We start from the raw sequence: 23,242 nt of genomic DNA, 5'->3' as shown, positions 1-23,242 counted from the left end.
CAGGGCGGCGTCGGCGCACGTCCGCTCGCTGCGATGACCTGCGGCTCATGCGGCGGCGCGGCTGTCGGCGTCGTCGTTCGCGGCGGGCGTTGCCAGGCCACCGTCCTGCGCCAGCTTCGCGAAGGCGCCGCCGGCCGCCAGCAGCTCGTCGAAGCCGCCCTGCTCGACGATCCGGCCCTGGTCGAGCACGACGATCCGGTCGGCGGCGCGCACGGTCGACAGGCGGTGCGCGATCACGAAGGTGGTGCGGCCCTGGCGCAACCGCTCCAGGCTCTCCTGCAACCGCGCCTCCGTGGCGACGTCGAGCGCGCTGGTCGCCTCGTCCAGCAACAGGATCGGCGCGTTCTTCAACAGCGCGCGCGCGATCGCGATCCGCTGCCGCTCGCCGCCCGACAGACCGGCACCACGATCGCCGACCGGGGTGGCGAAGCCGTCGGGCTTGCGCATGATGAAGTCATAGGCACCCGCGACGCGCGCCGCATCCTCGATCTGCTCCATGGTCGCGTCGGGATCGCCCATCGCGATGTTCTCCGCGATCGAGCGGTTGAACAACCCGGCTTCCTGGAAGACCACGCCGGTCGCGGCGCGCAGCGACGCGAGCGTGACGTCGCGGATGTCCTGCCCGTCGACCAGGATGCGGCCCTTCTCGGGATCCCAGGCACGCTGGAACAGCCCCAGGGCGGTCGACTTGCCCGATCCGGTCGGTCCGACGATCGCCACCGTCTCGCCCGGCGCCACCTCGAAGCTGAGGTCGTGGACCGCGCCCGACCCGGTCGGATAGCGGAAGGATACGTCGTCGAAGGTGACGCGGCCGTGCGCCACCGCCAGCGGGCGGGCGTCGTCGGCTTCGGCGATATGGCTCTGCTGATCGAGCACCTCGAAGAACTGGCGCAGCGCCGGCAGCCGCTGTGCGATGTTGACGATGAAGCCGGTGACCGTCTCCAGTCGTGCGATCATCAGCGTGGCATAGCCGACGAACGACACCACGTCGCCGATCGTCGCGAGCCCGCGCCCGATCAGCGCGGCGCCGATCCCGAACACGGAAACGATCGCGATCGACGAGGCGCCGCGGGTGAGCACCGCCGACACCGCCCACCAGTTGAGCACCGGATATTGCGCGTGCAGCAGGTCGTGGAGCGAGCGGCGCACGTTGCCCATCTCGCCGGGCACGGCCAGGAAGCTCTGGAGCACGGTCACGTTGCCGAACAGGTCGCCCAGATTGCCCGAAATGTCGGTGAAGCGATCCTCGACGCGCGCCTGTCCGGTCGCGGTGTGGCGCATGACGAGCAGGTTGACCGCGGAATAGACGAGCATCAGCACCAGCAGCACCATCGCGAGCCGCCAGTTGGTCAGCAATGCGATGGGCAGCAGCAGCGTCAGGATCCCGATGTTCGTGATCTGATCGCGCAGCAGCGGCAGCCACAGGTTGAACAGTCCGTCGCAGCCCGAGATCATGATCCGCATCAACCGTCCCGAGCGCGCCTGGGTGTGGAAGGCCGGCGGCAGCGCGAGGAGATGTTCGACATAGCCCGACATGGCGGCGAGCCGGCGGCGGTGCGCCATCCGGTCGGCAAGCAGCGCGATGACGACGCCGGCCGCAAAGACGGTGACGCTGATCGCGCACCACATGCCCACATAGCGCATCGGATCGGCACCGGTGGTCAGCCCGTTCACCGCCTTGCCGAACAGTAGCGGCTCGGCGACCTGCAACAGCGCGACCAGCGCGCCCGCGCCCAGCAGCGAGCCGGCCTTCAGCCGCTCGGGACGCAACAACGCGATCGCGCGCGCAACGACGTGGAACGAGCGCGCGGGCTCGGCGGACATGGGCATGGCCATCTCTCGAAAGGATGTGGACACTTCGCCCGACGCTGCCTGCGCAGACGACCGGGATGCCGGCCTTCTAGCGCGACATGGTTAAGAAGAAGTGGATTGTCCCGCCGCCGCCCGATCCATGACCGATATTTTCGTTTCGATCGAACGGCTTGGCCATCCCGGCCTGAACGACCGGCGGTGGCGGATGGCGGGACGTCCGCTGGTCAGCGTCCGAACGTGGGATCGGGATCGCCGTAGAACAAGCCTCTGCCGTCGGTGCCGACATAGACGCGCCCGGCGCGCCGCGGATCACCTGAAATCACGCGGTAGCGGCCTCCCCAGCGATGCTGATCGTCGTCGATCCGCTGCCACCGACGACCCTCGTCGATCGACCGCCAGATCCCGCGCACGCCATCCTGCGTGCCGATCGCAAACAGCGCGCCGCGTCCCAGACCGTAGAGTTCGACGGACAGGCGCCCGCTCGCCGGCGTGAAATGCTGCCCGCCGTCGCGGCTGTGGAACAATCGCCGGCCGGCCTGAAGCCAGAGGTCGCCGGCGCGATCGGGCGACGCGACCAGCGCGCTTTGCGCCTCGCGCCCGGTACGCCCGGCTGGAGTCAGGTCGGCGGGCAGACCGCGGCCGGCGACGGGCAGGAAGCTCCTTGCCGCATCATGGGAGACGAGCAGCCGCCCGCCCGCAACATCCACCGCGTAGAAGCGCCGCGCGTCGACCTTGTCGGCCACACCGCGGGTACGCCCCGGCAGGCCGTGCACCGCTTCCCAATGGCGGCCGTTGTCGCGCGTCACCTGCGGCTGGTTCGTCGCGACCACCATCGTTGCGCCGTCCGCGGAGACGGTGATCGGCGCCTCTCCGATCAGGTCGTCGCGTTCCGGCGGGCTTCCGATCGGCGGCACGCGCACCGGTGTCCAGTGGCGGCCGCCGTCCTCCGATCGCCCCAGCGTCGCGTCGCGCGGGCGATCGGCATACAGGCTGCCGCTGCGCACGACGATGTGTGGCGCCCGGCCCGCGTAATCCAGCGTGTTGGTGTTCGACAGGTACGGGTCGACGAAGCTGGGGGGTGGCGAGCGGTCGAGGTCGGCGTGCACGAAGCCGGCGAGATCGCCGAAGCCGGAGATCAGCGGCGCCCCTCCGGTGGGCGACACCAGCGTGATGATTGCGGTCTGCTCGATCCCCGCCGACCACGGCGCCCAGTCGACCGGCCCGCTGCGTCCCAGCGCGCCCGTCGCATAGACGGTCGCACCGGTCGTATAGGCGACGTGCCGCGGATCGAAGGGGTCGATCGCGAGGCCGGAGATCCAGTGTCCGAAGTCCGCGCCCTTGCCTTCGTGCAGCAGGAACGGAGTCGTGGACACATCCCGCCGGCTGCGCGCGCCGACATCGTCCCAGTGCGCACCGTCGTCGCGACTGATCCACAGCGAGTCCCCGGCGCGGTACCGGTCGATGGTGGAGACCGCGACCGTGCCGGGAGTGGAGCGGGAGATCGCCACGCCCAGGAAGCCGCCCTCCGCTCCGCTGACGCGCCACGCCTGCGGCGTGACGTCGCGCGCCTCGCCCCCGGCGCTATAGCGCCAGACGGCGCCGGTTTTCGCGTCGCTCGGCCCGATACCGCTGGAATAGCCGACCCACAGCACGCCGCGCGGATCGATCACCCCCTTGGCCGCGTACAACGCCGGGGCCGGCGCCGCCGCCCAGGTCGCGCCGCCGTCCTCCGAGCGGTAGAGCGCGCCGGCCCCGGGATCTGCCAGCCCTGCCCACAGCCGCCGCGACGGCGTGCCGCGCTTCCCGCTGGTCGGGTCGATCGCGACGAAGGCGATTCCGCCATGGGTGGTGCGCGGCGCCGGCCTGCCCAGCCCCGGCGCCGGAAAGCCGGAAACCTTTGTCCAATGCGCGCCGGCATCGTCGCTGCGCCACAGCCCGTCGTGACGCGAGCCGAAGAACAGGCGGCGCGGGTCGTTGGGATCGATCGCCAGCCGCTCGCCGAGCCCGCGTCCCGCCTCGTTGCCGCCCATCGCGAACGGCACCGGCGCGACGCGCCACGTACGCCCGCGATCGGCCGAGCGCAGGATCGCCGCGGGCTGGCCGGCGTTCATGCCTGCCGCGAGATAGACGACATCGGCATCGACCGGATCGGCCGCGACGCTCTCGATCCCCATGTAGCTCGAGACGGCATTGTCGTCCTGCAACGCGATCCAGCGTCGCGCCGCATCGTCCCAGCGGTAAGCTCCGCCCATGTCGGTACGCAGATAGGCGAGCCCGCGCTCCACCGGGCTGAAGACGAGGTTCGGCGCATAGCCCCCGGCGCCCACCGCCACGTTGCGCCAGACATAGGGCGCGGCCGGGACGGTCGCCGCGTGACCGACGGCGATCGTCGTGGCCGCCGTGACACCGACGATCGCGGCGATCCGCACCAGTGATCGCCCGAAGAACATCGCCCCACCTCCGACCGCTTGTGACGCCCCATGGCGCAAAGGAACTTGCGATACCGCTACCAGTCTGATTAGTAATATATTATCGGCGCAGCAAGGCGCGAAGGAGGCGGGCGGGCGATGACAGGGACGTGCACGCGCCATGCCGCCGCCGCCGCACAGCGCCGTGGTAGCGCGCTTCATGACGCGCTCGTAACGGCGTCGCTCTGGTCGCGCTGGCCTTTTTCTTCCACCATCGTGGCGCCTGACGAAGGCCCCCGCCCTGCAAAGGATGAACGTGTCCCTTCTCCGCTTTAGTCCTGCCGGCCGTGCGCATGCGCGTCGCTCCCGCTCCACGCTGCTCCTGACGTGCGCGGTCGCCGCCATGCCGGTGACCGCCGCCGCGACGCCGCTCGCGACGGTGGACCGGAACGGTAGCCTGGTGTCGGTCGAACCGTACGCACCCAACATCGTCCGCGTCACGATCTCGCTGGACCGGGGGCAGGTCGAGGCGCCGCCGGGAGACGGCCCGAATGCCGCCCCCGACGCCGCCGGCTGGTCGCACCGCACCGGGGCCGAAGGCGATGCCTTCACCTCGTCGGCGATGACGCTGACCGTCAAGCCGCAGCCGTGGCCGGGCGCCCCCAGCCAGATGCAGCGCTACTTCGCACCCTCGCTGCCACCGGTGTCGATCCGCGTCGCCGATGCGCAGGGCGCGACCGTCACCGAAATGACCGGGTGGGAGTTGGCGCCGCACGTCGTCAACGGCGAGAAGACGTTCCGCGTCGGCGCCAGCTTCGCGGTCGTACCGGGCGAGCATTATTACGGGCTGGGGCAGAACCAGGAAGGCCAGCTCGACCTCAAAGGCCGGACGATCGACTGCCGCCACAACTACGACGCACCCGCGGGCGAGACGGTGTGCGTGCCGTTCATGGTCACCAACAAGGGCTATGGCATCGTCTGGGACAATCCGTCGGTGACCACCGTATCGCCGGGGCTGCACAATGCGACGCGCTGGACGTCGGAGGTCGGCGAGCGCGTGTCCTTCTTCGTCATCACCGGCAAGACCAGCGACGAGCTGTACGCGGGCTATGCGAAGCTGACCGGGCGCACGCCCCTGCCGCCCAAGGCCGCGTTCGGGCTCATCCAGAGCAAGGCACGCTACGAGACGCAAAAGGAACTGCTCGACGTCGCGGAGGGCTATCGCAGCCGCGGATTGCCGCTCGACGTGATGGTGCTCGACTGGTTCTATTGGACGCGCATGGGGCAGCTGGACATCGACCGAACGTACTTCCCCGATCCCAAGGGCATGAACGACCGCCTGCGCGCGATGGGCATGCGCTCGATCATCAGCGTGTGGCCGCGCTTCGAGCGGGAGTCGCGCTATTTCGATCTGCTCGACAGCAAGGGCTGGCTGCTGAAGGACAAGGACGGCCATCCGGCCGATGGGCTGGCGATCCGCTCCGACCGCGCGGGCGCGCTGATCGACAGCACCAACCCGGCGGCGCGCGCCTGGTTCTGGGACCGGCTGCGCGACAATATCGGCAGCCAGGGTTTCGACTGGTTCTGGCTGGATGAGACCGAGCCCGATCTGGTGCCGGACGGCTATTTCTACTCGATCGGGTCGGGCGACCGCTATCACAACCTTTTTCCGCTGGTGCACACCACCGGCGTGGCCGAAGGCTCCGCGCGCGACCGGCCGACGCTCCGCAACCTGATCCTCTCGCGCGCCGCCTATCTCGGGGTGCAGCGCAACGGCGCGCTGTTCTGGTCGTCGGACATCAAGTCGACCTGGGAAGCGTATCGTCGCCAGATTCCCGCCGGGCTGGGCTTCACCGCCACCGGCATGGCCTATTGGGGCAGCGACATCGGCGGCTGGCAATGGCCGAACGGGCCGAAGGCGCAGAAGCCGGTGCTGCTCGATCCGGCAGGCGCGACCGCGATGGCGCCCGACTATGCCGATTACCCCGAGTTGTTCACGCGCTGGTTCGCGTACAGCGTCTTCACGCCGACGCTGCGCATCCACGGCCAGCGGCCGGGCACCGCGCTGTGGGAATATGGTCGCGCCGCGGAGCCGGTGCTGGGCGGGTTCCTCAAGCTGCGCTACGCCCTGATGCCGTATCTCTATGCTTTGGGGCGGCAGACGTGGGAGACGAACGCGCCGTTCATGCGCGCGCTGTTCATGGATTTCCCGAACGATCCCAAGGTGCTGGACATGGGCGACGAATATATGTTCGGCCCCGCCTTCCTTGTCGCTCCCGTCACCGAGCAGGGACAGACGAGCCGCGCCGTCTATCTGCCCGCCGGTACCGACTGGTACGATTACTGGACGAACGAGAAGCATCGCGGCGGGCAGACGGTGACGGTGCCGACGCCGATCGATCGCATCCCGCTGTTCGTGCGCGCCGGATCGATCGTGCCGATGGGAGTGCCGGTGCAGAGCACCGCGACGCGCCAGCCGCTGCAGAGCATCCGCGTCTATCCGGGCGCCGCCGCACGCTTCACGCTGTACGACGACGACGGCACCACCAACGGCTACAAGGACGGCAGGAACGGCAGCAGCGCGACGCTGCGCTGGAACGATGCGACCGGGCGGCTCACCGCGTCCGGCAAGCTGCCGACCGGGCAGGATGCCGCGGCGCTGGTGCAGGTGGTGGGACGATGAGGCGCGCGCCGTACCGGCTCGCCGCGCTGCTGCTGGCCGGGGCGACCGCCGGTGCCGCTGCGCAGGTGCCGGCGCCCGACGACCCCTGGGCCGGCGATCCGACCGGCATCGTGGCCGACCCCTGCCCCGCTCATCCCAAGCCGCGCGACGGCGCGGAGTGGCAGCGGTGGAACCGCCACATGCTGGCGCGCGATTGGGGGCAGCATTGCCGCTACGCCGCCGATAACGCCGCGCTGAAGGCGGCCGGCACGCCGGTGCAGGTCGTCTTCATGGGCGATTCGATCACCGACAACTGGATCAACCTGGATCCGGGCATGTTCCAGGGCGGGCTGGTCGATCGCGGGATCAGCGGGCAGACTACGCCGCAGATGCTGGTCCGCTTCCGCGCCGACGTGATCGACCTGCATCCGCAGGCGGTGCATATCATGGCCGGCACCAACGACATCGCCGGCAACACCGGCGCAACCACGCTGGCGCGGGTGCAGGGGCAGATCGCCACCATGGCCGAACTGGCACGCGCGCATGGCATCAAGGTGATCCTCGGCGCAATCCCGCCGGCCGCTTCCTTCGCCTGGGCCAGGGACAAGCAGCCGGTGGCGCCGATCCGCGCGATGAACGCGTGGCTGCGCGACTATGCGCGCGCCAACGGTCATGCCTTTGTCGACTATCACGCCGCGATGGCGACGCCGGAGGGTGCGATGAAGCCCGGCCTGTCCAGCGACGGGGTGCATCCCACCGCCGCCGGCTATGCCGTCATGCGGCCGCTCGCGCTCGACGCGATCCGCCGTACGCTCGGCGGAGCGTCACGGCCGTGACGCTGTCGCGGCGCGCGCTGCTCGCCGGGCTGGCGGCGAGCGGCATGGCGCAGCGCGCGCTCGCGCAAAGCCCGATGGGGCTGGCGCGCGGCCCGGTGGAGCCGAACTGGTCGTCGCTGGTGCAGCATTATCGCTTTCCGGAGTGGTTCCGCGACGCCAAGCTGGGGCTCTGGTCGCATTGGGGTCCGCAATCGGTGCCCGAACAAGGCGACTGGTACGGTCGGTTCATGTACATGCAGGGTCACCCGATGTACGAGCATCACCTGAAGACGTACGGCCACCCCGCCGACGTCGGGATGATGGAGATCCAGCGCCGCTGGACCGCCGAGCATTGGGATCCCGACGCGCTGATCGCACGCTACAAGCGCGCCGGGGCGAAATATTTCGTCAGCCTGGCCTGCCACCACGACAATCTCGATTGCTACGACAGCCGCTACCATGCGTGGAACAGCCTGCGCGTCGGGCCGAGGAAGGACGTGGTCGGCATCTGGGCCAAGGCGGCGCGGCGTGCCGGGCTGAAGTTCGGCGTGTCCAACCATGCCGCACATGCATGGCACTGGTATCAGACCGCCTATGGCTACGATCCGGTCGGCCCGCGCAAGGGCGAGCGCTACGACGCGTACCGACTGCGGCGGGAGGACGGGCGCGGGCGCTGGTGGGACGGGCTCGACCCGCAGGAGCTGTATACCGGCCGTCACATGGTGATGCCCGACGGGATCGACAGCGTCGCGGCGATGAATGCCTGGCACGACCGCAACGACGGGCAATGGGTCGAAACCGCCCCGCCCGGCGACGCGCGCTATGCCGCGCGCTGGCTGTTGCGGCAGGCCGACCTGATGGAGAAGTACCGCCCCGACTTCTGCTACTTCGACGATTACGAGCTGCCGTTCGGGCCGATCGGGTTGCAGGCGGCGGCGGATTACTACAACCGCGCGCTGAAATGGCACGGCAGCATCGACGTGGTGCTGACCGCCAAGCAGTTGAAGCCCTATGCGCGCTTCGGCCTCGTGCAGGACGTGGAGCGCGGCTTCACCGACCATCTGTGGGACGAGCCGTGGCAGACCGATACGTGCATCGGCGACTGGTTCTACAACGTCGCGCGGCTGAACGACCGCAGCTACAAGACCGCCGAGCAGGTGATCCAACGGCTTGCCGATGTCGTGTCGAAGAACGGCAACCTGCTGCTGTCGATCCCGCAGCCCGGCGACGGCTCGATCGACCGCGAGGAGGAAAAGATCCTCGACGGCATGGCGGCATGGGTGGCGGTGAACGGCGAGGCGATCTTCGGGTCGCGGCCGTGGCGCATCTATGGCGAGGGGCCGACGCGCTTGCAGGTCGGCATGCAGAACGAACAGTCCGCCGCCGCCTTCACCGCGCAGGACGTACGCTTCACCACCAATCGCGGCGCGCTCTATGCGCTCGCGCTGGCGTGGCCGACGCGGCGGCTGTCGATCGCCGCGCTGGGTACCGACCGGCTGAAGCACGCGACGGTCGAGCGGGTGACGCTGCTGGGCGGTGGCGCGGTGCCGCATCGTCGCGACGCCGGCGGGCTGCACCTCGACCTGCCGGCGGCAACCGCTCCGGGCTTCGTGCCGGTGCTGCGCATCGACGGGCGCGGACTGGTCTGAGCGATTGTCACTGCGGCGCCGGCGCTCGCGACGGCGCCGCGGCGTTGCCCAGAAAAAATGCCCGCCCGCGGAGCGAACCGCGGGCGGGCAGGCGGGAGAAACGTCGCGGCGGGCGTCCGCCCGCCCCCCCGTCAGTTGCGCATCCGGAACGAGATGCCGAAGCGGCGGTCGTTCAGCTCGAAGTTCCGCGGATTGCCGGGGTAATATTGATAGCTGTCGAAGCGCGACCGGGTCAGGTTGATCGCGTCGATCGTCACCGACACCTTCGGGGTGAAGTTGTAGCCGATCGACGCGTCGAGCTGGCCATAGGCGCGATTGTAGATCGGAACGCCGCCGGTACCGTTGCTGGCCGGATCGAACAGGTAGCTGCTGCGCCAGTTATACGCCGCACGCGCGGTCACGCCGTACTTTTCATAGAGTCCGACGAGGTTGTAGCTCCACTTGGACAGGCCTTGCAGCGAGGTCGGCACCTGGTCGCCGTTCAGGAGCGTGCCGGTCGCACCGGGCGCGCTGCTGTCGACATAGGTGACGTTCGCCTGCGCACCGAGGCCGGACAACGGACCCGGCAGAAAGTCGAAGAAGGTGTTGCCGCCGATCTCGAATCCCTTCACCTCGCCCTTCGCGCCGTTGACGAACGCGGTGTAGCGGAAGGTCTGCGCCGCCTGTCCGGGCACCTCGATCTGCTGTTCGAAGACCTGCGAGGTCGTGAAGTTCGTCAGCTTCTTGTAGAACACCGTGCCGTAGAAGAACGTGGTCGGCGCGACGTTCCATTCGAGCGCGAGGTCCGCCTGATCGACGGTCAGCGGCTTCAGCGACGGATTGCCGCCCGACCCGGTGTTCGTGCCGTTCGGCTGGTAGCCGATCACGTTCCCGGCCGCGTCCAGCAGCTGCGCATAGCCGATCGAGAACTGCCGGTTCGGGTTGAGCTGCGAGAACTCGGGGCGCGACAGGCCCTTCGACGCGCCGGCGCGCAGTTGCAGCCGCTCGGTCAGGTGCGCACGCAGGTTGATGCTCGGCAGCACCTTCGTATACGACTGGTCGGCCGCATAGGGCTGGTCCAGGGTCACCTGTTGACCGGTCGCATCCAGTGTCGGGCGATAGTTGAGCCGGGTGGTTCCCGCCGCCTCGTTCTCGGTCTTCACGAAACGCACCGCGATGTTGCCGTCGATCGGCAACCCGGCATCGACCTTGAAATACGCGGCGAGATAACCGGCGTAGGTCTTCTCGCGTTGCGTGTTGATGTCCTGCGGCGCGAAGGTGGTGATCGCCCGTCCGCCGATCGTCCGGAACGCCGCGGCGGCATCGTCGAACAGTCGCGCCGAGGCATAGGGCACCGCCCCGACGATCGCATCGCCGTCACCGCCGAACAGCGCGCCGTACGGGGCCACCTGCCCCAGCGCGATCGGATTGGCGAGGTTCAGCGGCGTGCCGTCGGCGTTGGTCGGCGATGCCGCGGTCCAGTTGTACGGCGTGCTGCGGTTGATCGCCTCGCGATCGGTGTAGCGGATACCGCCCTGGATCGAGGTCAGGATGCTGTCGTCGAAGTCCCATTCGAGGTCGAGCCGCGCGGCCTTCTGCGTGGCGACGCTGTCTTCCAGATGGTCCATGATCGCGGTGAAGCGATAGGCGGACAGGTCGGAGATCGAGCCGGTGCCCGGCGCGCTCTGGAACGAGATCGCGGGCAGGTCGCCGCTGAGGTCGATCGTATAGCCGGCGAGATCCTTCTGCGCGAAGGCGGTGTAGCTGGAGACCTCCGCCGTCGCCCGCTCATATTGCAGGTCGAGGTTGACGTGCAGGCGATCGGTCGGCTGCCACTTCACCCCGCCGGCATAGTCGGTGGTCTTGGTGCGCGAGAACGCGACCTGGGTGTTGTTCTGGATGTTCAGCGCGGTGTTGACGTACGGCGGCACCGAATAGGCGGGCGTGAAGCCGTTGAACCCGCCCGAGACGAAGCGCCCGTCGTCGAAGCGGAACCCGCCCGCGTTGGGCTGGAAGTTGTTCAGGAAGTCCGTGCTCGTACCGTTCGTGACGAAGCTGGAGTAATTGGGCGTGTACAGGTCGTAGTTCGACTGGAAGAACGTGCCGTAGAACTGGAGGTTGGTCGCCGGCTCCCATTGCGCGGCGGCATAATAGCCGCGCCGCTTGCGGCTGCCCTCGGTCACCTGGATGCCCGCGCCGACCGGCATCGACAACGTCTGGCCGGCATAGCCGGGGATCCCGGTCACCGGGACATAAGGCTCGATCGTCGCCTGGTCGCGACGGAAGGCGGATTCGTAGTAAGCGACGTCGAACAGCACGCCGAAGTCGCCGATGCCGGTATCGGTCCACGTCTTGCTGACCAGCGCCGAGCCGTTGAACCGCGCATCTTCCGACAGGTCGAAATAGTTGGCGCCCACCGTCGTCGACAGGACGAAGCCCTTCTCGTCGAACGGCATCCGGGTGCGCAGGTTGACGATGCCGCCGATTCCGCCCTCGATCTCCTTGGCGGACGGGTTCTTGAACACATCGACGCCGCCCAGCAGCTCGGACGGCACGTCCTCGAAGCTGAGCGACCGGCCGCCGCTGCCGCCGAACACGTCACGGCCGTTGAGCAGCGTCTTGACCTGCGTCAGCCCGCGGATCGCGATGCCCGAGCCTTCGCCGTAGTTGCGGCTGATCTGGACGCCCGACACGCGCTGCAACGCTTCCGCGACGTTTTTGTCGGGCAGCTTGCCGATGTCCGTGGCGGTGATCGAATCGACGAACTGGTCGGAATTGAACTTCAGCGCCTGCGCGGTGGCGACGCTCTGCCGCAACCCGGTCACGACGATGTCGTCGCCCCCGCCGTCGGCCGGTCCGGCGGCCTGTTCGACGGTGGCGGCGGCGGCTGGCGGCACGGCGGCGACGGTGCCGCTGGCATCGCGTGGCAGCGAACCGTTGGCCGGCGTTCCCTGCTGCCCGATCGGGGAAGCATCTTGCGACTGGGCAGGCGCGCCGGTCCCGGCCTTGCCGGCGTCCTGCGCCAGTGCCGGAGCCGCGACCACCGCCATCGTCAGGAGCGAGACGCCCGTGAGTATGCGCCGGGCATGGCCCCGCATCGTATCGCGCTGTTCGGTGTGCATTCGTCTTCCCCTAAGCGTCCGGGCCGCGCCGGCAGCGTCACGACGGAGAAGCGGGCGCGATCCTCCGGTCGCCGCCTCATCCTCTCCAAAAAGCGGCCGCGACCTCCCTCTGACAGGAGAGTGCGGCAGATATGTTAGCGATATCTGTCGTGAAAAATGTCGTCAATCCAATAACTCCTATTAATATGCCAAACCGTGAAAATAGTTTTCTCCAGTGAACGGGGGATGGAATGGCAGAAAACGTTTGCGCTGCGCCGGGTGCGATCGGTTCGATTCTGATCGTCGGCGGCGGCACGGCGGGGTGGATGACCGCAGCGGCGCTGGCGCGGTCGCTGGGGCCGCGTCGTCCGTCGATCACGTTGGTCGAGTCGGAGGAACTGGGCACCGTCGGCGTCGGCGAGGCCACGATCCCGCCGATCCTGGAGATGAACCGACTGCTGGGCATCGACGAGGACGCGTTCGTGCGTGCGACCGGCGCCACCTTCAAGCTGGGGATCTCCTTCGAGAACTGGCGCGCCGTTGGTCACGCCTACTTCCATCCGTTCGGACGGATCGGCGCCGCGATCGGGCCGCTGCCGTTCCATCTGTACTGGCGGGCGCTGGCGAGCGCGGATCCTGCGACGGCGGGGGCGCTCACCGACTATAGCCTGCCCGCCATGGCGGCACGCGCCGGCACATTCTGCCGGCCCAGCGACGATCCGCGCAACACGCTCTCCACGATCAGCTATGCGTTCCACTTCGACGCCACCCGCTATGCCCGGCTGCTGCGCGCGCGGGCGGAGGCGGACGGCGTGGTCCGGCACGAAGGCCGCGTCGTCGCGGCGACGCGGGAAGCCGGCGACCATCCCGCCGGCCCGATGGTACGGGCGGTCACGCTGGCGGACGGGCGCGTACTGGAAGCCGATCTGTTCATCGACTGCTCGGGCTTTTCCGGCCTGCTGATCGGGGATGCGCGGGACAATCCGTATCGGGACTGGCGCCACTGGCTTCCCTGCGACAGCGCGCTGGCAATGCCGATCGCACGCGCGACCGATCCGCTGCCGTACACCCGTTCGATCGCCGGGACCGCCGGCTGGCAATGGCGCATCCCGCTCCAGCACCGCACCGGCGCCGGACATGTCTTCGCCAGCGACTTCATCGATGCCGACCGCGCGGAGCAGGCGTTGCGCGCCGCCGTGGAGGGCGCGCCTCTGGCCGATCCGAAGCTGCTGCGCTTCACGCCGGGACGGCGGACGCAGGCATGGCGCGGCAATGTGGTGGCGATCGGGCTGGCCGCCGGGTTTCTGGAGCCGCTGGAATCCACCAGCATCCATCTGATCCAGTCGGCGATCACCCGCCTGCTGGCGCTGTTTCCCGATCGCGCGTTCGCGTCGGCGGACATCGCCTATTACAACCGCGCCACGGCCGCCGAGTTCGACCGGATCCGCGACTTCCTGATCCTCCACTATCACGCCACCGGGCGGCGGGACTCGGCGTTCTGGGATCACGTCCGCACCATGGCGATCCCGGATACGCTGGCCGAACGAATCGACCTGTTCCGCAGCCGCGGCCGCTTCTTTCCGGAGGCGTTCGACCTGTTCCTGGAACCGAGCTGGGTCGCGGTACTCGACGGTCAGGGCATCACGCCGGCGTCACCCGATCCGCTGGCGCTGGCCGCGGTCGACACGTTGGCGGACGTCCTGCCGCGGATGCGCGCCGCCGTCGCGCGGGCGGCGGCGGCCATGCCGCGCCACGGCGACTTTCTCGCGCGCCATGCCGCCGCGCCGGTAACCTAGGCGCGGCGATCGACCGACGCATCGGTCAGCGATAGCGACCCATGGTCACCTTCAGGATCGCCGGCCGATCGATCAGGTTGATGCCGTAATCGGTCTGGTCACCGTTCCAGATGCGGTCCATGACCCAGCGGCCCTGGTCGAAATGTCCTTCCTCGACCCGCACGACCATGCCGTTCGCGGGGCCGCCGGGCCGCGTCCCGAAGGTGAGACGGACGTGGTCGCCCGTCACCAAGAACTCGTTCGCGGACAGTTGCGCCACCGCGGTGCCGCCGACCGGCTGGCTCGCCCACGGCGCCGGCTCCGACTTCAGCCAGGTCCAGTCCTTCATCCCGAACTGCCACTCGCCCCAGCTTGCCGCGATCGTCCAGTCGCCCATGGTGGTCGATACCGGCGCGCCGTCGTCGGGCTTGGCCGCGCCCCAGGTCGGATGCTCGAAGGCGATCCGCGCCCACTCGCGCTGCATCCCCGCAAACGTGCCGTACGGCAGCGCGAAGGCGTCCAGCGTCACGGCGTCCAGCGCGCTGGCGCCCAGCGGGTAGTTGAAGAACCCGGTATCGTCCATGCCGAACGGCGAGAAGCCGATCGCACCGCGCCCGACCGCCGCGTAGAAGTAGCGCGCGAACAGACGCGCATTGCCGATTTCGGGCACCATCAGCGCATTGTCGGGACGGCGGTAGGCGTCGAGGTAGAGGTCGACGTTCTTGCTGACCTTGTCGTAGAGGTCGGGCGCCGCGAAGTCGATCGACGGCGCCGCCGCCTTCCAGATGTCCAGGACGTCCTGCTGCGGTCCGCCGCTGGCCACGCCGGTCGGATCGGGGACGTTCGATGGCCCGGCGAGCGAGGCGTTGACGTACATCGGAAGCGGCTTGATCGCCTTGCCCGCGGCGGCGATCACATCGATGTAGCGCGCGGTGTGCCAGGTGTTGAAGGCGCGATCGGCCTGCCCGGCGAACACCTGCGTCCACGTTCCCGACTTGCCGACCCTGCGCGCCAGCGCTGCCGGAACCGGCCTGGCGAATTCCGCGTTGGCCGCGGCGCTATAGTCGCGCGGGTTGCGGTAGCTGCCGACCTCGTTTTCCGGCTGGACCATGATGACCGTATTCTGCGGGTCGTGATCGCGCAGATAGGTCATCAGCGCGACGAATGCGCGCTTGTCCGCCTCGCGCGTGCTCGTCGCCATCGGCGTCAGGACATAATGGTCCTTGCCGGTCTTGTCTTTCATGCGCGGAAAACGGCGGTTGTCCAGCTTCACCCAGTCGGGCGTGTAGCCCGGCGACGTGTTCTTCCAGGTGCCGAACCACAGCAGCACCACCCTTTTGTCGTGCGCGCGCGCCTGATCGAGCAGCGTCTGGACGAAGGAGAAATCGAACTGTCCCTCGCGCGGCTCGATCTGCTGCCATGCGACCGGCATCTCCAGCGTGTTGGCATGGATCCGGTCGAGCACCGGCCAGACCTTCGGCAGCTCTATCGCGTAATTGCTGCTGTTGTTGGCTTGCGCCGCCAGCATCAGGAACGGCGCGCCGTCGACGATCAGCGCGTGGCGGCCGTCACGGCTTTGCAGGTGCGGCACCGTTTTGCTCGACATGGCAGCAACGTCGGGCTGTGCGTTGACCGCGGCGGCACTCATGAAAAGCGCGCAGGCGGCGATCGTTCGAGCAGTTTTCATCGTCATTCCCAACGCATCCACAAGGGGCTGATCCTGGACATCCGGTGTCGAGACAATGGCTGCGGAGTTCCGCGCCCGCCCCCGGTCGCCCGGCCGATAACACGTTAGATTCCAACCGCAAACCGACGAGCGTCTCCGGCCGTCGGATCGATCCGACCCCAGCGCTTGATCCACTTACGTGGAAGCGGCACCGGCCCGCTCCAGCTTTGCTGGACCAGGCGCTAGAACGCCGTCGACAACCGCTCCAGCATCGACCGCGCCGGGCTTGCCACCGGCCGCTCGCCCGCGTTCGCGCTGTCCAGCAAGGCGACGCGCCGGTGCAGGTCGATGCTGCCCGCGATCAACGCGTGCGCCTGCGCCGGAAACCGCTGCAGCATCGCCTCGTCGCTCGCCGGCGCCGCGCCCAGCCGCCGCGCCGGGTCGAGCGCCTGCGTCGCCGCCAGCTCGCCCGCCGCGATCGCGCGCTGCGTCAGCAGCCACGCGATGACATGCATCAGCCGCGTCGTCACCTTCAGCGATTCACAGCTGAACGCCACCCGCTCCATCGGCGCCAGCGCCTCGCGCTCGGCCCGCCCGCCCTCGTCGAAATAATGCCGCGCCTCATCCGCCAGCACCATCGCCTCCGTATAGAAGGAGTCGATCAATCGGCGGTGCAGGCGCGGGTCATGGGCGTGGTCGGCCATGCGCGCTTCCTTGCCACGCCGCCGCCCACACCGCCAAGCGCGTTCATCACGTTTGTTCCCGCGCCGACCGCAAAAGCGTCCCGGAACGGGTCCGCTCAGGCGATGATGTCCGGGATCATGCGATCCTCCAGCGCCGCGATCTCGTCGCGCAGTCGCAGCTTGCGCTTCTTCAGCCGCATCAACTGCAACTGGTCGGACGATCCGCCGTCGGCCAGCGCCGCGATCGCCGCGTCCAGGTCGCGGTGCTCGACGCGCAGCGCGCCCAGCCGCGCCGCGGTTTCCGCATCATCGCTCATGTCGTTCATCGCGCGTCCCCGGCCCCGAGTCGCGCTTGCATAGCGCAGCGGCGCGCCCCGGTGACCCCTTTTCGCCCACCCGCGGCCCGCATCTGCCCTCGCGCTCCGTCGCACAACTGCCGCAAGTGATCGGGTGTAAGCAAAAGTCACGGGACATATTCGCGATTTCGTGGTTTTCTTCCTTTCCCTCTCAACCACGAAGGAGACTGCCCATGCAGACCGCGCACATCTCGGCCCTGGAGGCCAAGCATGCGACGCTCGACCAGCGCATCGCCGCCGAGTCGCAGCGCCCCGTGCCCGATACGATCGTGCTGGCGGACCTGAAGAAGCAGAAGCTACGGTTGAAGGAGGAAATCACCTCCTCGCATTGAGTGGAGCAAGGGAGCGCCCGGCGGACACGATCGGCCGGGCGCTTTCCCTCCCGGCGCCTACCCGGCGCAGCCGACCAGCCCCGCCAGCGGCACCACCAGCGTGTCGCTGCCCTCGCGATCCAGCCGCAACGTCGCGCTCGGCACCGCCGCCCCGGCGGTCAGGTTCTGGCGCAGCTCGATCGTCATCTGCACCGTCGCCACCACGTCGCCGCCGCGATAGACGTTCTCCGCGTTGAAGCCGAGCGGCGCGGTCCCGGTCGCGCCGGTCCGTGCGAGATCGAGCGTCCTGCCGTCGATCATGATCCGAAGCGTCGCCGGATCGGCGGTCGCCATCGCCGCCAGTACGCGCGTCGTTCCCGTGGAGAAGAGATAGGCGGCACAGCCGCGCGCCGGCAGCGCCTGCGGCGGCAGCGCGCCGATCGGCAATCCGTCGATCCCCGTTGCAGGTGCGGCTGCGGGTGTGGCGGGCGCCGCGGCGACCTGCGCCGCCGCCAGCAGAAACGCGAACATCATGGCCGCATGCCTATCATGAGCAGCCACGCCGGGTAAGCCGCGATCGCCAGCAGCGTGCCGAGCGGCAGCGCATCGTCCGCCGCCAGCGCACGCCCGCGCACGCGCTGGACCGCGACCCAGCCCAGCCCGGCCAGCCCCGCGACCAGCAGCACCGCGGGCAGCATCCGCCACCCCAACGCCAGCCCGATCGCGCCGAACAACTTGGGGTCGCCCCCGCCCAGCCCCTCGCGTCCGCGCAACCGCCGATACGCCGCCGCGATCAGCCACAGCAGCGCGAACCCGCCGACGCCGCCGATCGCCCGCTCGGTCATGTCCGGCGGCGCCACCCACGCCCCCGCCGCCGCGACCAGCGCCAGTGCGGCGACCAGCGGATCGGGCAGCCAGAAATCGCGCGCGTCCATCACCGCCAGCACCAGCAGCAGCCATCCGAGGCCCGCCCCCGCCAGCGCCGCCGGGCCCGGCGCGGCCAATCCGGCGGCCACGCCGACCGCGGCGCAGCCGGCCTCGATCGCCGGATGCAGCGCGTCGATCCGCGCCCCGCACGCGCGGCACCGCCCGCGTGCCGCCGCCCAGCTCAGCAGCGGCACCAGCTCAGCCGCGGACAGCGTCCGCCCGCACCCGTCGCACGCCGACCGCCCGTGCACGACCGAGCGCTCCTGCGGCCAGCGGATCGCGATCGTCGCCAGGAAGCTGCCGACGATCGCTCCCAGCACCCCCAGCGCGACTGCCCACATCCACCACCCTCACGCCCGCTTGCGAATCAGGTAGCGATACACGCCGAAGCCGTTGATGCCGAGCAGCACGCCGTTCTGCACCCCCAGCGGATGGTCCCCGGTCAGCCACGCGCCGGTGATCCACGCGATCGAGGAGGTGACGAAGATCGCCATGCCCCAGCCGGTGACGCGCCGGCCGTTGTCCAATGATACCATGAACGCCGCCGCGATGCCGCTCAGCGCTGCATACCATTTCAGCGCCTCGTCAACGGTTTGCATGGTGCCGGGCGTAGCGGTTTGCGCAGGCCCGCACGAGCGCTTACACGCCGACGCAGATCAAGAGAGGATTCGTTGAATCATGGCCACCGATCCCATCGTCATCCTGTCCTATGCCCGTACCCCGATGGGCTCGATGCAGGGCAGCCTCGCCGCGCTGTCGGCCAGCGAGCTCGGCGCCGCCGCGGTGAAGGCGGCGGTCGAGCGCGCCGGTGTCGACGCGGCCGCGATCGAGCGCATCTACATGGGCAACGTCCTCTCCGCCGGCGTCGGCCAGGCACCCGCGCGACAGGCCGCGATCGGCGCCGGGCTCGGCGAGCATGTCGAGGCGACGACGCTCAACAAGGTCTGCGGCTCGGGGATGCAGGCCGCGATCCTGGGGGCCGAGGCGCTCGGCGCCGGCTCGATCGACCTGCTGGTCGCGGGCGGCATGGAGAGCATGACCAACGCGCCGTATCTGTCGAAGGCGCATCGCGGCGGCGCGCGCTTCGGCCACGATCGCCTGTTCGACCACATGGCGCTCGACGGGCTCGAGGATGCCTATCAGCCGGGCACCGCGATGGGCGTCTTCGCCGAGGATACCGCGCGCGAATACCAGTTCACGCGCGAGGCGCAGGACGCGTTCGCGATCGCCTCGCTGACCCGCGCGCAGAAGGCGCAGGCGTCGGGCGCGTTCGATCGCGAGATCGTCCCCGTCGAGGTCAAGGGCCGCAAGGGCAGCGTCACCGTGTCCGCCGACGAGCAGCCGGCGAAGAGCGATCCCGCCAAGATCCCGACGCTCCGCCCCGCCTTCACCAAGGACGGCACCGTCACCGCCGCCAACGCCTCGTCGATCTCTGACGGCGCCGCCGCGCTGGTGCTTACCCGCCTGTCGGTCGCCGAGAAGCTGGGGATCACCCCGGTTGCGCGGATCGTCGCCCACGCCGCGCACGCGCACGCCCCCGCCCGCTTCACCACCGCCCCCGTCCCGGCGATGCGCAAGGCGCTGGAGAAGGCCGGCTGGTCGGTCGGCGATGTCGACCTGTGGGAAGTGAACGAGGCGTTCGCCTGCGTCGCGATGGTCGCGATGCAGGAACTGGCGCTCGACCATGAAAAGCTCAACATCAACGGCGGCGCCTGCGCGCTCGGCCACCCGATCGGCGCGTCGGGCGCGCGTATCCTCGCCACGCTGCTCGGCGGATTGCAGACCACCGGGCAGAAACGCGGCATGGCCTCGCTGTGCATCGGCGGCGGCGAAGGCGTCGCGATGGCGGTCGAACTGATGAACTAAACGGGCACCCTGGACCCGTCATTCCCGCGCAGGCGGGAATCCAGAACCTCTGCCGGTCCGGCTCTTGCGAGGACCTGCGCGTCTGGATTCCCGCCTTCGCGGGAATGACGGACGCCCACTTTGATCCCCAGCCGCACAGCAACGGTTGCGCCCGCCACGACTTCCAGCGATCCCCACTCCGTTACCCGTGGGAGAGCATCGCCTTGGAAGTCGTCTCGGTCGTCCTGATCCTGTTGTTCGCCGTCGTCGTCAGCGGCGCGATCGCGCGGATGCTGCCCGTCGGCATCCCCGCCCCGCTCGTCCAGATCGCATTCGGCGCGGTGATCGGCCTTGCCGCCGATGTGCGGGTCACGCTTGATCCCGAGCTGTTTTTGCTCGTCTTTTTGCCGCCGCTCCTGTTCATCGACGGCTGGCGCATCCCCAAGGACGAGCTGCTCCAGGACGTACCCGTCGTCGTCGAACTCGCGCTCGGCCTCGTACTGACCACGGTCGTCGGCGTCGGCTTCTTCATCGACTGGCTGATTCCCGCGATGCCGCTCGCCGTCGCCTTCGCGCTCGCCGCCGTCGTCTCCCCCACCGATCCGATCGCGGTTTCCGCGATCGCCGCGCGTGTCCCCATCCCACGGAGGATGATGCATATCCTGGAGGGCGAGGCGTTGCTCAACGACGCCACCGGCCTCGTCTGCCTGCGCTTCGCCACGGCCGCCGCGCTCACCGGCGCCTTCTCGCTGGCGGAGGCCGCGACCAGCTTCGCGTGGCTCGCGGTCGCCGGCATCGCGATCGGCGTCACCGTGACGCTCGCGATCACCCGCGCAAAGGCGTGGGTGTCCAAGCGCTTCGGCGAGGACATCGGTTCGCAGGTACTGGTCAGCCTGCTGATCCCGTTCGCCGCCTACCTGATGGCCGAACATTCCGGCGCGTCGGGCGTGCTCGCGGTCGTCGCCGCCGGCGTGACCATGACCTTCGCCGAGCTTTCGCGCCAGGCGCTCCCCGCCACCCGCATGCGCCGCAACTCGGTCTGGGACACGATCCAGTTCGCGCTCAACGGCATCATCTTCGTGTTGCTCGGCGAGCAATTGCCGCTGATCCTGGCCGGCGCGCGCGAGACCGTGAAGCTGACCAACCACGACAATCCGTGGTGGCTCGCGCTCTACGTGCTGGCGATCGTCGCGGTGCTCGCGGGCCTGCGTTTCCTCTGGGTCTTCCTGTCGTTCCGCCTCACCGTCCTGCGCCGCGGGCCGAACGACTCGCCGCTGCGCAGCCCCGATTGGCGCGTGTTCGCGGCCATGTCGCTGGCGGGCGCGCGCGGGGTCATCACGCTGGCCGGCGTGCTGACGCTGCCGCTCGCGCTCAGCGACGGCACGCCCTTCCCGGCGCGCGACCTGGCGATCGCGCTGGCGGCCGGGGTCATCATCGTGTCGCTGGTCGCGGCCAGCATCGGGCTGCCGCTGGTGCTGCGCGGCCTTGCGCTCCCGCCCGAACCCTCCAAGCAGGGCGAGGAGAACCGCGCCCGTGTGGCCGCCGCCCGCTCCGCGATCCGCGCGGTCGATGCCGCGCAGCACGACCTGTCGCGCGACCGCGACGACGCCGATGTCTATGCCGAAGCGGCGACGCGGATCATGGACCTGTACCGCGAACGCATCCGCGTCCGCGTCGACGGCGAGCCCGAACTGGCGGTGATCCAGCAGAACGAGCGTATCGACCGCATGCTCCGACTGGCCGCCATTCGCGCCGAGCGCGAGGAGGTGTTCCGCCTGCAACGCACCCGCGCGATCGGCAGCGAGACCGGGCGGAAGCTGACCCGCGAACTCGACCTGCTGGAGGGAAGGTTACGGGTGTAGCCGTCCCTTCCGGACATCTAACCGTGTCATCCCCGCGCGGCAGGGATCAAGGCCCAGAGATCCGTAAGCCGCTCCGTCATTCCCGCAAAGGCGGGAATCCAGACGCGCAGGTTTGTCGATAGAGGCGCGACGTTAGAGGTTCTGGATCCCCGCTTCCGCGGGGATGACGGAGACGAGAACGCGCCCTAACCCTGCTCCGCCAACGAAAAAATCCGCCGCGCCTCCACCCACTTCACCCCCGGCCCGGCCCACGGCAAGCGGCGCTGGTACGCGTCCATCTTCGTCTCCCACGCCTGCACGTCGGGATCGGTCGCATCCGCCGCCGCCTTCGCGTCGGCGTCGAACGTGTCGTCGGTCTCCATCACCATCACCAGCCGTCCGCCGGTGCGATAGATATCCATCGCCGTGATCCCCGCCGCGCGGATGCTCGCGACGATCGCCGCCGGCACCGCCCCCGCGGCGTGGAACGCCTCGTACGCGGCGGTCGCCTCCGGCTCGTCGACGATATCGACCAGCAGGACGTGGCGGCCCGCCCGGCTCTCGCTCACGCGCGATACGCCGTGACGGTCTGGCGCTGCTGCCCCAGTCCTTCGATCCCCAGCTCCATGACGTCGCCGGCCTTCAGGAACACCGGCGGCTTCTGCCCCATGCCGACGCCCGGCGGCGTGCCGGTCGAGATCACGTCGCCGGGCTGGAGCGACATGAACTGGCTGACATAGCTGACCAGGAACGCCGGCTTGTAGACCATCGTCGCGGTCGACCCGTCCTGGTAGCGGTGACCGTTCACCTCCAGCCACATGCGCAACGCGGTGGGATCGGCGACCTCGTCGCGCGTCACCAGCCACGGCCCGATCGGTCCGAACGTGTCGCAGCCCTTGCCCTTGTCCCACGTCCCCTGCCGCTCGAGCTGGAAGGCGCGCTCGGACACGTCGTTGACCACGCAATAGCCAGCGATGTGCGCCAGCGCGTCGGCCTCGTCGACGTAGCGTGCGGCCTTGCCGATCACGATTCCCAGCTCGACTTCCCAGTCGGTCTTGGTCGACCCTTTGGGGATCTCGACATTATCGTTCGGGCCCACGATCGCGCTCGTCGCCTTGGTGAAGATCACCGGCTCGCTCGGTACGCTCGCCCCCGTCTCGGCGGCATGGTCCGAATAATTCAGTCCGATGCACAGGAACTTGCCGACCGCGCCCACGCACGGACCGTACCGGTCGACCGCGACCACGGGCAACGTCGCCGGATCGATCGCCGCCAGCCGCGCCAGCTCGTCGTCGCCCAGCGCCGCGCCCGCGACGTCGGCGACATGCGCCGACAGGTCGCGGACCTGCCCGTCGCCATCGACCATCCCCGGCTTCTCGGCGCCCGGCGCCCCGTAACGGACCAGCTTCATG

General features: G+C 69.2%; 18 protein-coding genes. 7 read left to right on the top strand and 11 right to left on the bottom strand.

Going from position 1 to position 23,242, the window contains the following annotated elements; all coding sequences use genetic code 11:
• Positions 1 to 45: 45 nt before the first annotated feature.
• Both J2Y58_RS01940 and J2Y58_RS01935 read right to left on the bottom strand, forming a co-directional pair.
• A complete protein-coding gene (locus J2Y58_RS01940; RefSeq protein ID WP_310097886.1) occupies positions 46 to 1,830 on the bottom strand; it encodes an ATP-binding cassette domain-containing protein in 1,785 nt (594 codons plus the stop codon).
• Positions 1,831 to 2,036: 206 nt separating this feature from the next.
• Positions 2,037 to 4,262, bottom strand: a complete 2,226-nt coding sequence (locus tag J2Y58_RS01935) for a hypothetical protein (RefSeq protein ID WP_310097884.1) — start codon at positions 4,260 to 4,262, stop codon at positions 2,037 to 2,039.
• Positions 4,263 to 4,623: 361 nt separating this feature from the next.
• Between J2Y58_RS01935 and J2Y58_RS01930 the strand changes: the two genes are divergently transcribed.
• From J2Y58_RS01930 to J2Y58_RS01920, 3 genes are read left to right on the top strand one after another with little or no spacing between them, the layout of a single operon-like run.
• Complete coding sequence (locus J2Y58_RS01930) at positions 4,624 to 6,903, top strand: glycoside hydrolase family 31 protein (RefSeq protein WP_310097881.1); 2,280 nt, start codon at positions 4,624 to 4,626, stop codon at positions 6,901 to 6,903.
• Positions 6,900 to 7,718 (top strand): SGNH/GDSL hydrolase family protein, encoded by an 819-nt coding sequence (locus J2Y58_RS01925; RefSeq protein ID WP_310097878.1) that lies wholly within the window; start codon positions 6,900 to 6,902, stop codon positions 7,716 to 7,718. Before J2Y58_RS01930 ends, J2Y58_RS01925 begins: the two co-directional genes overlap by 4 nt.
• Positions 7,719 to 7,762: 44 nt before the next feature.
• Positions 7,763 to 9,346, top strand: a complete 1,584-nt coding sequence (locus tag J2Y58_RS01920) for an alpha-L-fucosidase (protein ID WP_310098348.1) — start codon at positions 7,763 to 7,765, stop codon at positions 9,344 to 9,346.
• A 131-nt stretch (positions 9,347 to 9,477) separates the two neighbouring features.
• On the opposite strand, the gene J2Y58_RS01915 is transcribed toward J2Y58_RS01920, so the two are convergent.
• Positions 9,478 to 12,447 (bottom strand): TonB-dependent receptor, encoded by a 2,970-nt coding sequence (locus J2Y58_RS01915; protein WP_310097876.1) that lies wholly within the window; start codon positions 12,445 to 12,447, stop codon positions 9,478 to 9,480.
• A 230-nt stretch (positions 12,448 to 12,677) separates the two neighbouring features.
• Here J2Y58_RS01915 and J2Y58_RS01910 point away from each other — a divergent pair, with 230 nt between their 5' ends.
• A complete protein-coding gene (locus tag J2Y58_RS01910; protein ID WP_310097873.1) occupies positions 12,678 to 14,222 on the top strand; it encodes a tryptophan 7-halogenase in 1,545 nt (514 codons plus the stop codon).
• A 25-nt stretch (positions 14,223 to 14,247) separates the two neighbouring features.
• Here the strand turns inward: J2Y58_RS01910 and J2Y58_RS01905 are convergent, their stop codons facing one another.
• From J2Y58_RS01905 to J2Y58_RS01895, 3 genes are all read right to left on the bottom strand, one after another.
• Entirely contained in the window at positions 14,248 to 15,888 is a 1,641-nt protein-coding gene (locus J2Y58_RS01905) for a DUF5597 domain-containing protein (RefSeq protein ID WP_405053054.1), read from the bottom strand.
• Positions 15,889 to 16,109: 221 nt separating this feature from the next.
• Positions 16,110 to 16,571, bottom strand: coding sequence for a DUF1465 family protein (locus J2Y58_RS01900; protein ID WP_310097870.1), 462 nt, complete (start codon positions 16,569 to 16,571; stop codon positions 16,110 to 16,112).
• A 95-nt stretch (positions 16,572 to 16,666) separates the two neighbouring features.
• Positions 16,667 to 16,876 (bottom strand): DUF465 domain-containing protein, encoded by a 210-nt coding sequence (locus tag J2Y58_RS01895; protein WP_310097867.1) that lies wholly within the window; start codon positions 16,874 to 16,876, stop codon positions 16,667 to 16,669.
• A gap of 203 nt (positions 16,877 to 17,079) precedes the next feature.
• Between J2Y58_RS01895 and J2Y58_RS01890 the strand changes: the two genes are divergently transcribed.
• Positions 17,080 to 17,238: a YdcH family protein gene (locus J2Y58_RS01890; protein ID WP_310097864.1), complete on the top strand. Its 159-nt coding sequence runs from the start codon at positions 17,080 to 17,082 to the stop codon at positions 17,236 to 17,238.
• Between the two features lie 57 nt (positions 17,239 to 17,295).
• On the opposite strand, the gene J2Y58_RS01885 is transcribed toward J2Y58_RS01890, so the two are convergent.
• From J2Y58_RS01885 to J2Y58_RS01875, 3 genes are read right to left on the bottom strand one after another with little or no spacing between them, the layout of a single operon-like run.
• Positions 17,296 to 17,751, bottom strand: a complete 456-nt coding sequence (locus J2Y58_RS01885; RefSeq protein ID WP_310097862.1) for a hypothetical protein — start codon at positions 17,749 to 17,751, stop codon at positions 17,296 to 17,298.
• Positions 17,748 to 18,485: a prepilin peptidase gene (locus tag J2Y58_RS01880; protein WP_310097859.1), complete on the bottom strand. Its 738-nt coding sequence runs from the start codon at positions 18,483 to 18,485 to the stop codon at positions 17,748 to 17,750. The genes J2Y58_RS01885 and J2Y58_RS01880 overlap by 4 nt, the downstream gene beginning before the upstream one ends.
• A gap of 9 nt (positions 18,486 to 18,494) precedes the next feature.
• Positions 18,495 to 18,743, bottom strand: coding sequence for a hypothetical protein (locus J2Y58_RS01875; RefSeq protein WP_310097856.1), 249 nt, complete (start codon positions 18,741 to 18,743; stop codon positions 18,495 to 18,497).
• Positions 18,744 to 18,822: 79 nt separating this feature from the next.
• On the opposite strand from J2Y58_RS01875, the gene J2Y58_RS01870 reads away from it, so the two are divergent.
• Positions 18,823 to 20,010: a thiolase family protein gene (locus J2Y58_RS01870; protein WP_310097853.1), complete on the top strand. Its 1,188-nt coding sequence runs from the start codon at positions 18,823 to 18,825 to the stop codon at positions 20,008 to 20,010.
• Positions 20,011 to 20,213: 203 nt separating this feature from the next.
• On the top strand, positions 20,214 to 21,851 hold the full coding sequence (locus J2Y58_RS01865; protein ID WP_310097850.1) for a Na+/H+ antiporter: 1,638 nt from the start codon (positions 20,214 to 20,216) through the stop codon (positions 21,849 to 21,851).
• A 185-nt stretch (positions 21,852 to 22,036) separates the two neighbouring features.
• Here J2Y58_RS01865 and J2Y58_RS01860 read toward each other — a convergent pair whose 3' ends face one another.
• Together J2Y58_RS01860 and J2Y58_RS01855 are read right to left on the bottom strand one after the other, a co-directional pair.
• Positions 22,037 to 22,399 (bottom strand): L-rhamnose mutarotase, encoded by a 363-nt coding sequence (locus J2Y58_RS01860; protein WP_310097847.1) that lies wholly within the window; start codon positions 22,397 to 22,399, stop codon positions 22,037 to 22,039.
• The gene (locus tag J2Y58_RS01855) at positions 22,396 to 23,241 is read right to left on the bottom strand and encodes a fumarylacetoacetate hydrolase family protein (RefSeq protein ID WP_310097844.1); all 846 of its coding nucleotides are present in this window, start codon (positions 23,239 to 23,241) and stop codon (positions 22,396 to 22,398) included. The genes J2Y58_RS01860 and J2Y58_RS01855 overlap by 4 nt, the downstream gene beginning before the upstream one ends.
• Between the last annotated feature and the right edge of the window lies 1 nt (position 23,242).

It is taken from the genome of Sphingomonas sp. BE138 (assembly GCF_031456125.1).
Taxonomy (GTDB): Bacteria; Pseudomonadota; Alphaproteobacteria; order Sphingomonadales; family Sphingomonadaceae; genus Sphingomonas.
Note: the sequence above shows the minus strand (reverse complement) of the source record. Positions and strands in the feature narration are given on the sequence as shown.

Excerpts from the sequence above, each read along its gene's own strand:
- J2Y58_RS01940 (WP_310097886.1), bottom strand. The coding sequence starts at position 1,830 with ATGCCCATGTCCGCCGAGCCCGCGCGCTCGTTCCACGTCGTTGCGCGC.
- J2Y58_RS01935 (WP_310097884.1), bottom strand. The coding sequence starts at position 4,262 with ATGTTCTTCGGGCGATCACTGGTGCGGATCGCCGCGATCGTCGGTGTC.
- J2Y58_RS01930 (WP_310097881.1), top strand. The coding sequence starts at position 4,624 with ATGCCGGTGACCGCCGCCGCGACGCCGCTCGCGACGGTGGACCGGAAC.
- J2Y58_RS01925 (WP_310097878.1), top strand. The coding sequence starts at position 6,900 with ATGAGGCGCGCGCCGTACCGGCTCGCCGCGCTGCTGCTGGCCGGGGCG.
- J2Y58_RS01920 (WP_310098348.1), top strand. The coding sequence starts at position 7,763 with ATGGCGCAGCGCGCGCTCGCGCAAAGCCCGATGGGGCTGGCGCGCGGC.
- J2Y58_RS01915 (WP_310097876.1), bottom strand. The coding sequence starts at position 12,447 with ATGCACACCGAACAGCGCGATACGATGCGGGGCCATGCCCGGCGCATA.
- J2Y58_RS01910 (WP_310097873.1), top strand. The coding sequence starts at position 12,678 with ATGGCAGAAAACGTTTGCGCTGCGCCGGGTGCGATCGGTTCGATTCTG.
- J2Y58_RS01905 (WP_405053054.1), bottom strand. The coding sequence starts at position 15,888 with ATGAAAACTGCTCGAACGATCGCCGCCTGCGCGCTTTTCATGAGTGCC.
- J2Y58_RS01900 (WP_310097870.1), bottom strand. The coding sequence starts at position 16,571 with ATGGCCGACCACGCCCATGACCCGCGCCTGCACCGCCGATTGATCGAC.
- J2Y58_RS01895 (WP_310097867.1), bottom strand. The coding sequence starts at position 16,876 with ATGAACGACATGAGCGATGATGCGGAAACCGCGGCGCGGCTGGGCGCG.
- J2Y58_RS01890 (WP_310097864.1), top strand. The coding sequence starts at position 17,080 with ATGCAGACCGCGCACATCTCGGCCCTGGAGGCCAAGCATGCGACGCTC.
- J2Y58_RS01885 (WP_310097862.1), bottom strand. The coding sequence starts at position 17,751 with ATGATGTTCGCGTTTCTGCTGGCGGCGGCGCAGGTCGCCGCGGCGCCC.
- J2Y58_RS01880 (WP_310097859.1), bottom strand. The coding sequence starts at position 18,485 with ATGTGGGCAGTCGCGCTGGGGGTGCTGGGAGCGATCGTCGGCAGCTTC.
- J2Y58_RS01875 (WP_310097856.1), bottom strand. The coding sequence starts at position 18,743 with ATGCAAACCGTTGACGAGGCGCTGAAATGGTATGCAGCGCTGAGCGGC.
- J2Y58_RS01870 (WP_310097853.1), top strand. The coding sequence starts at position 18,823 with ATGGCCACCGATCCCATCGTCATCCTGTCCTATGCCCGTACCCCGATG.
- J2Y58_RS01855 (WP_310097844.1), bottom strand. The coding sequence starts at position 23,241 with ATGAAGCTGGTCCGTTACGGGGCGCCGGGCGCCGAGAAGCCGGGGATG.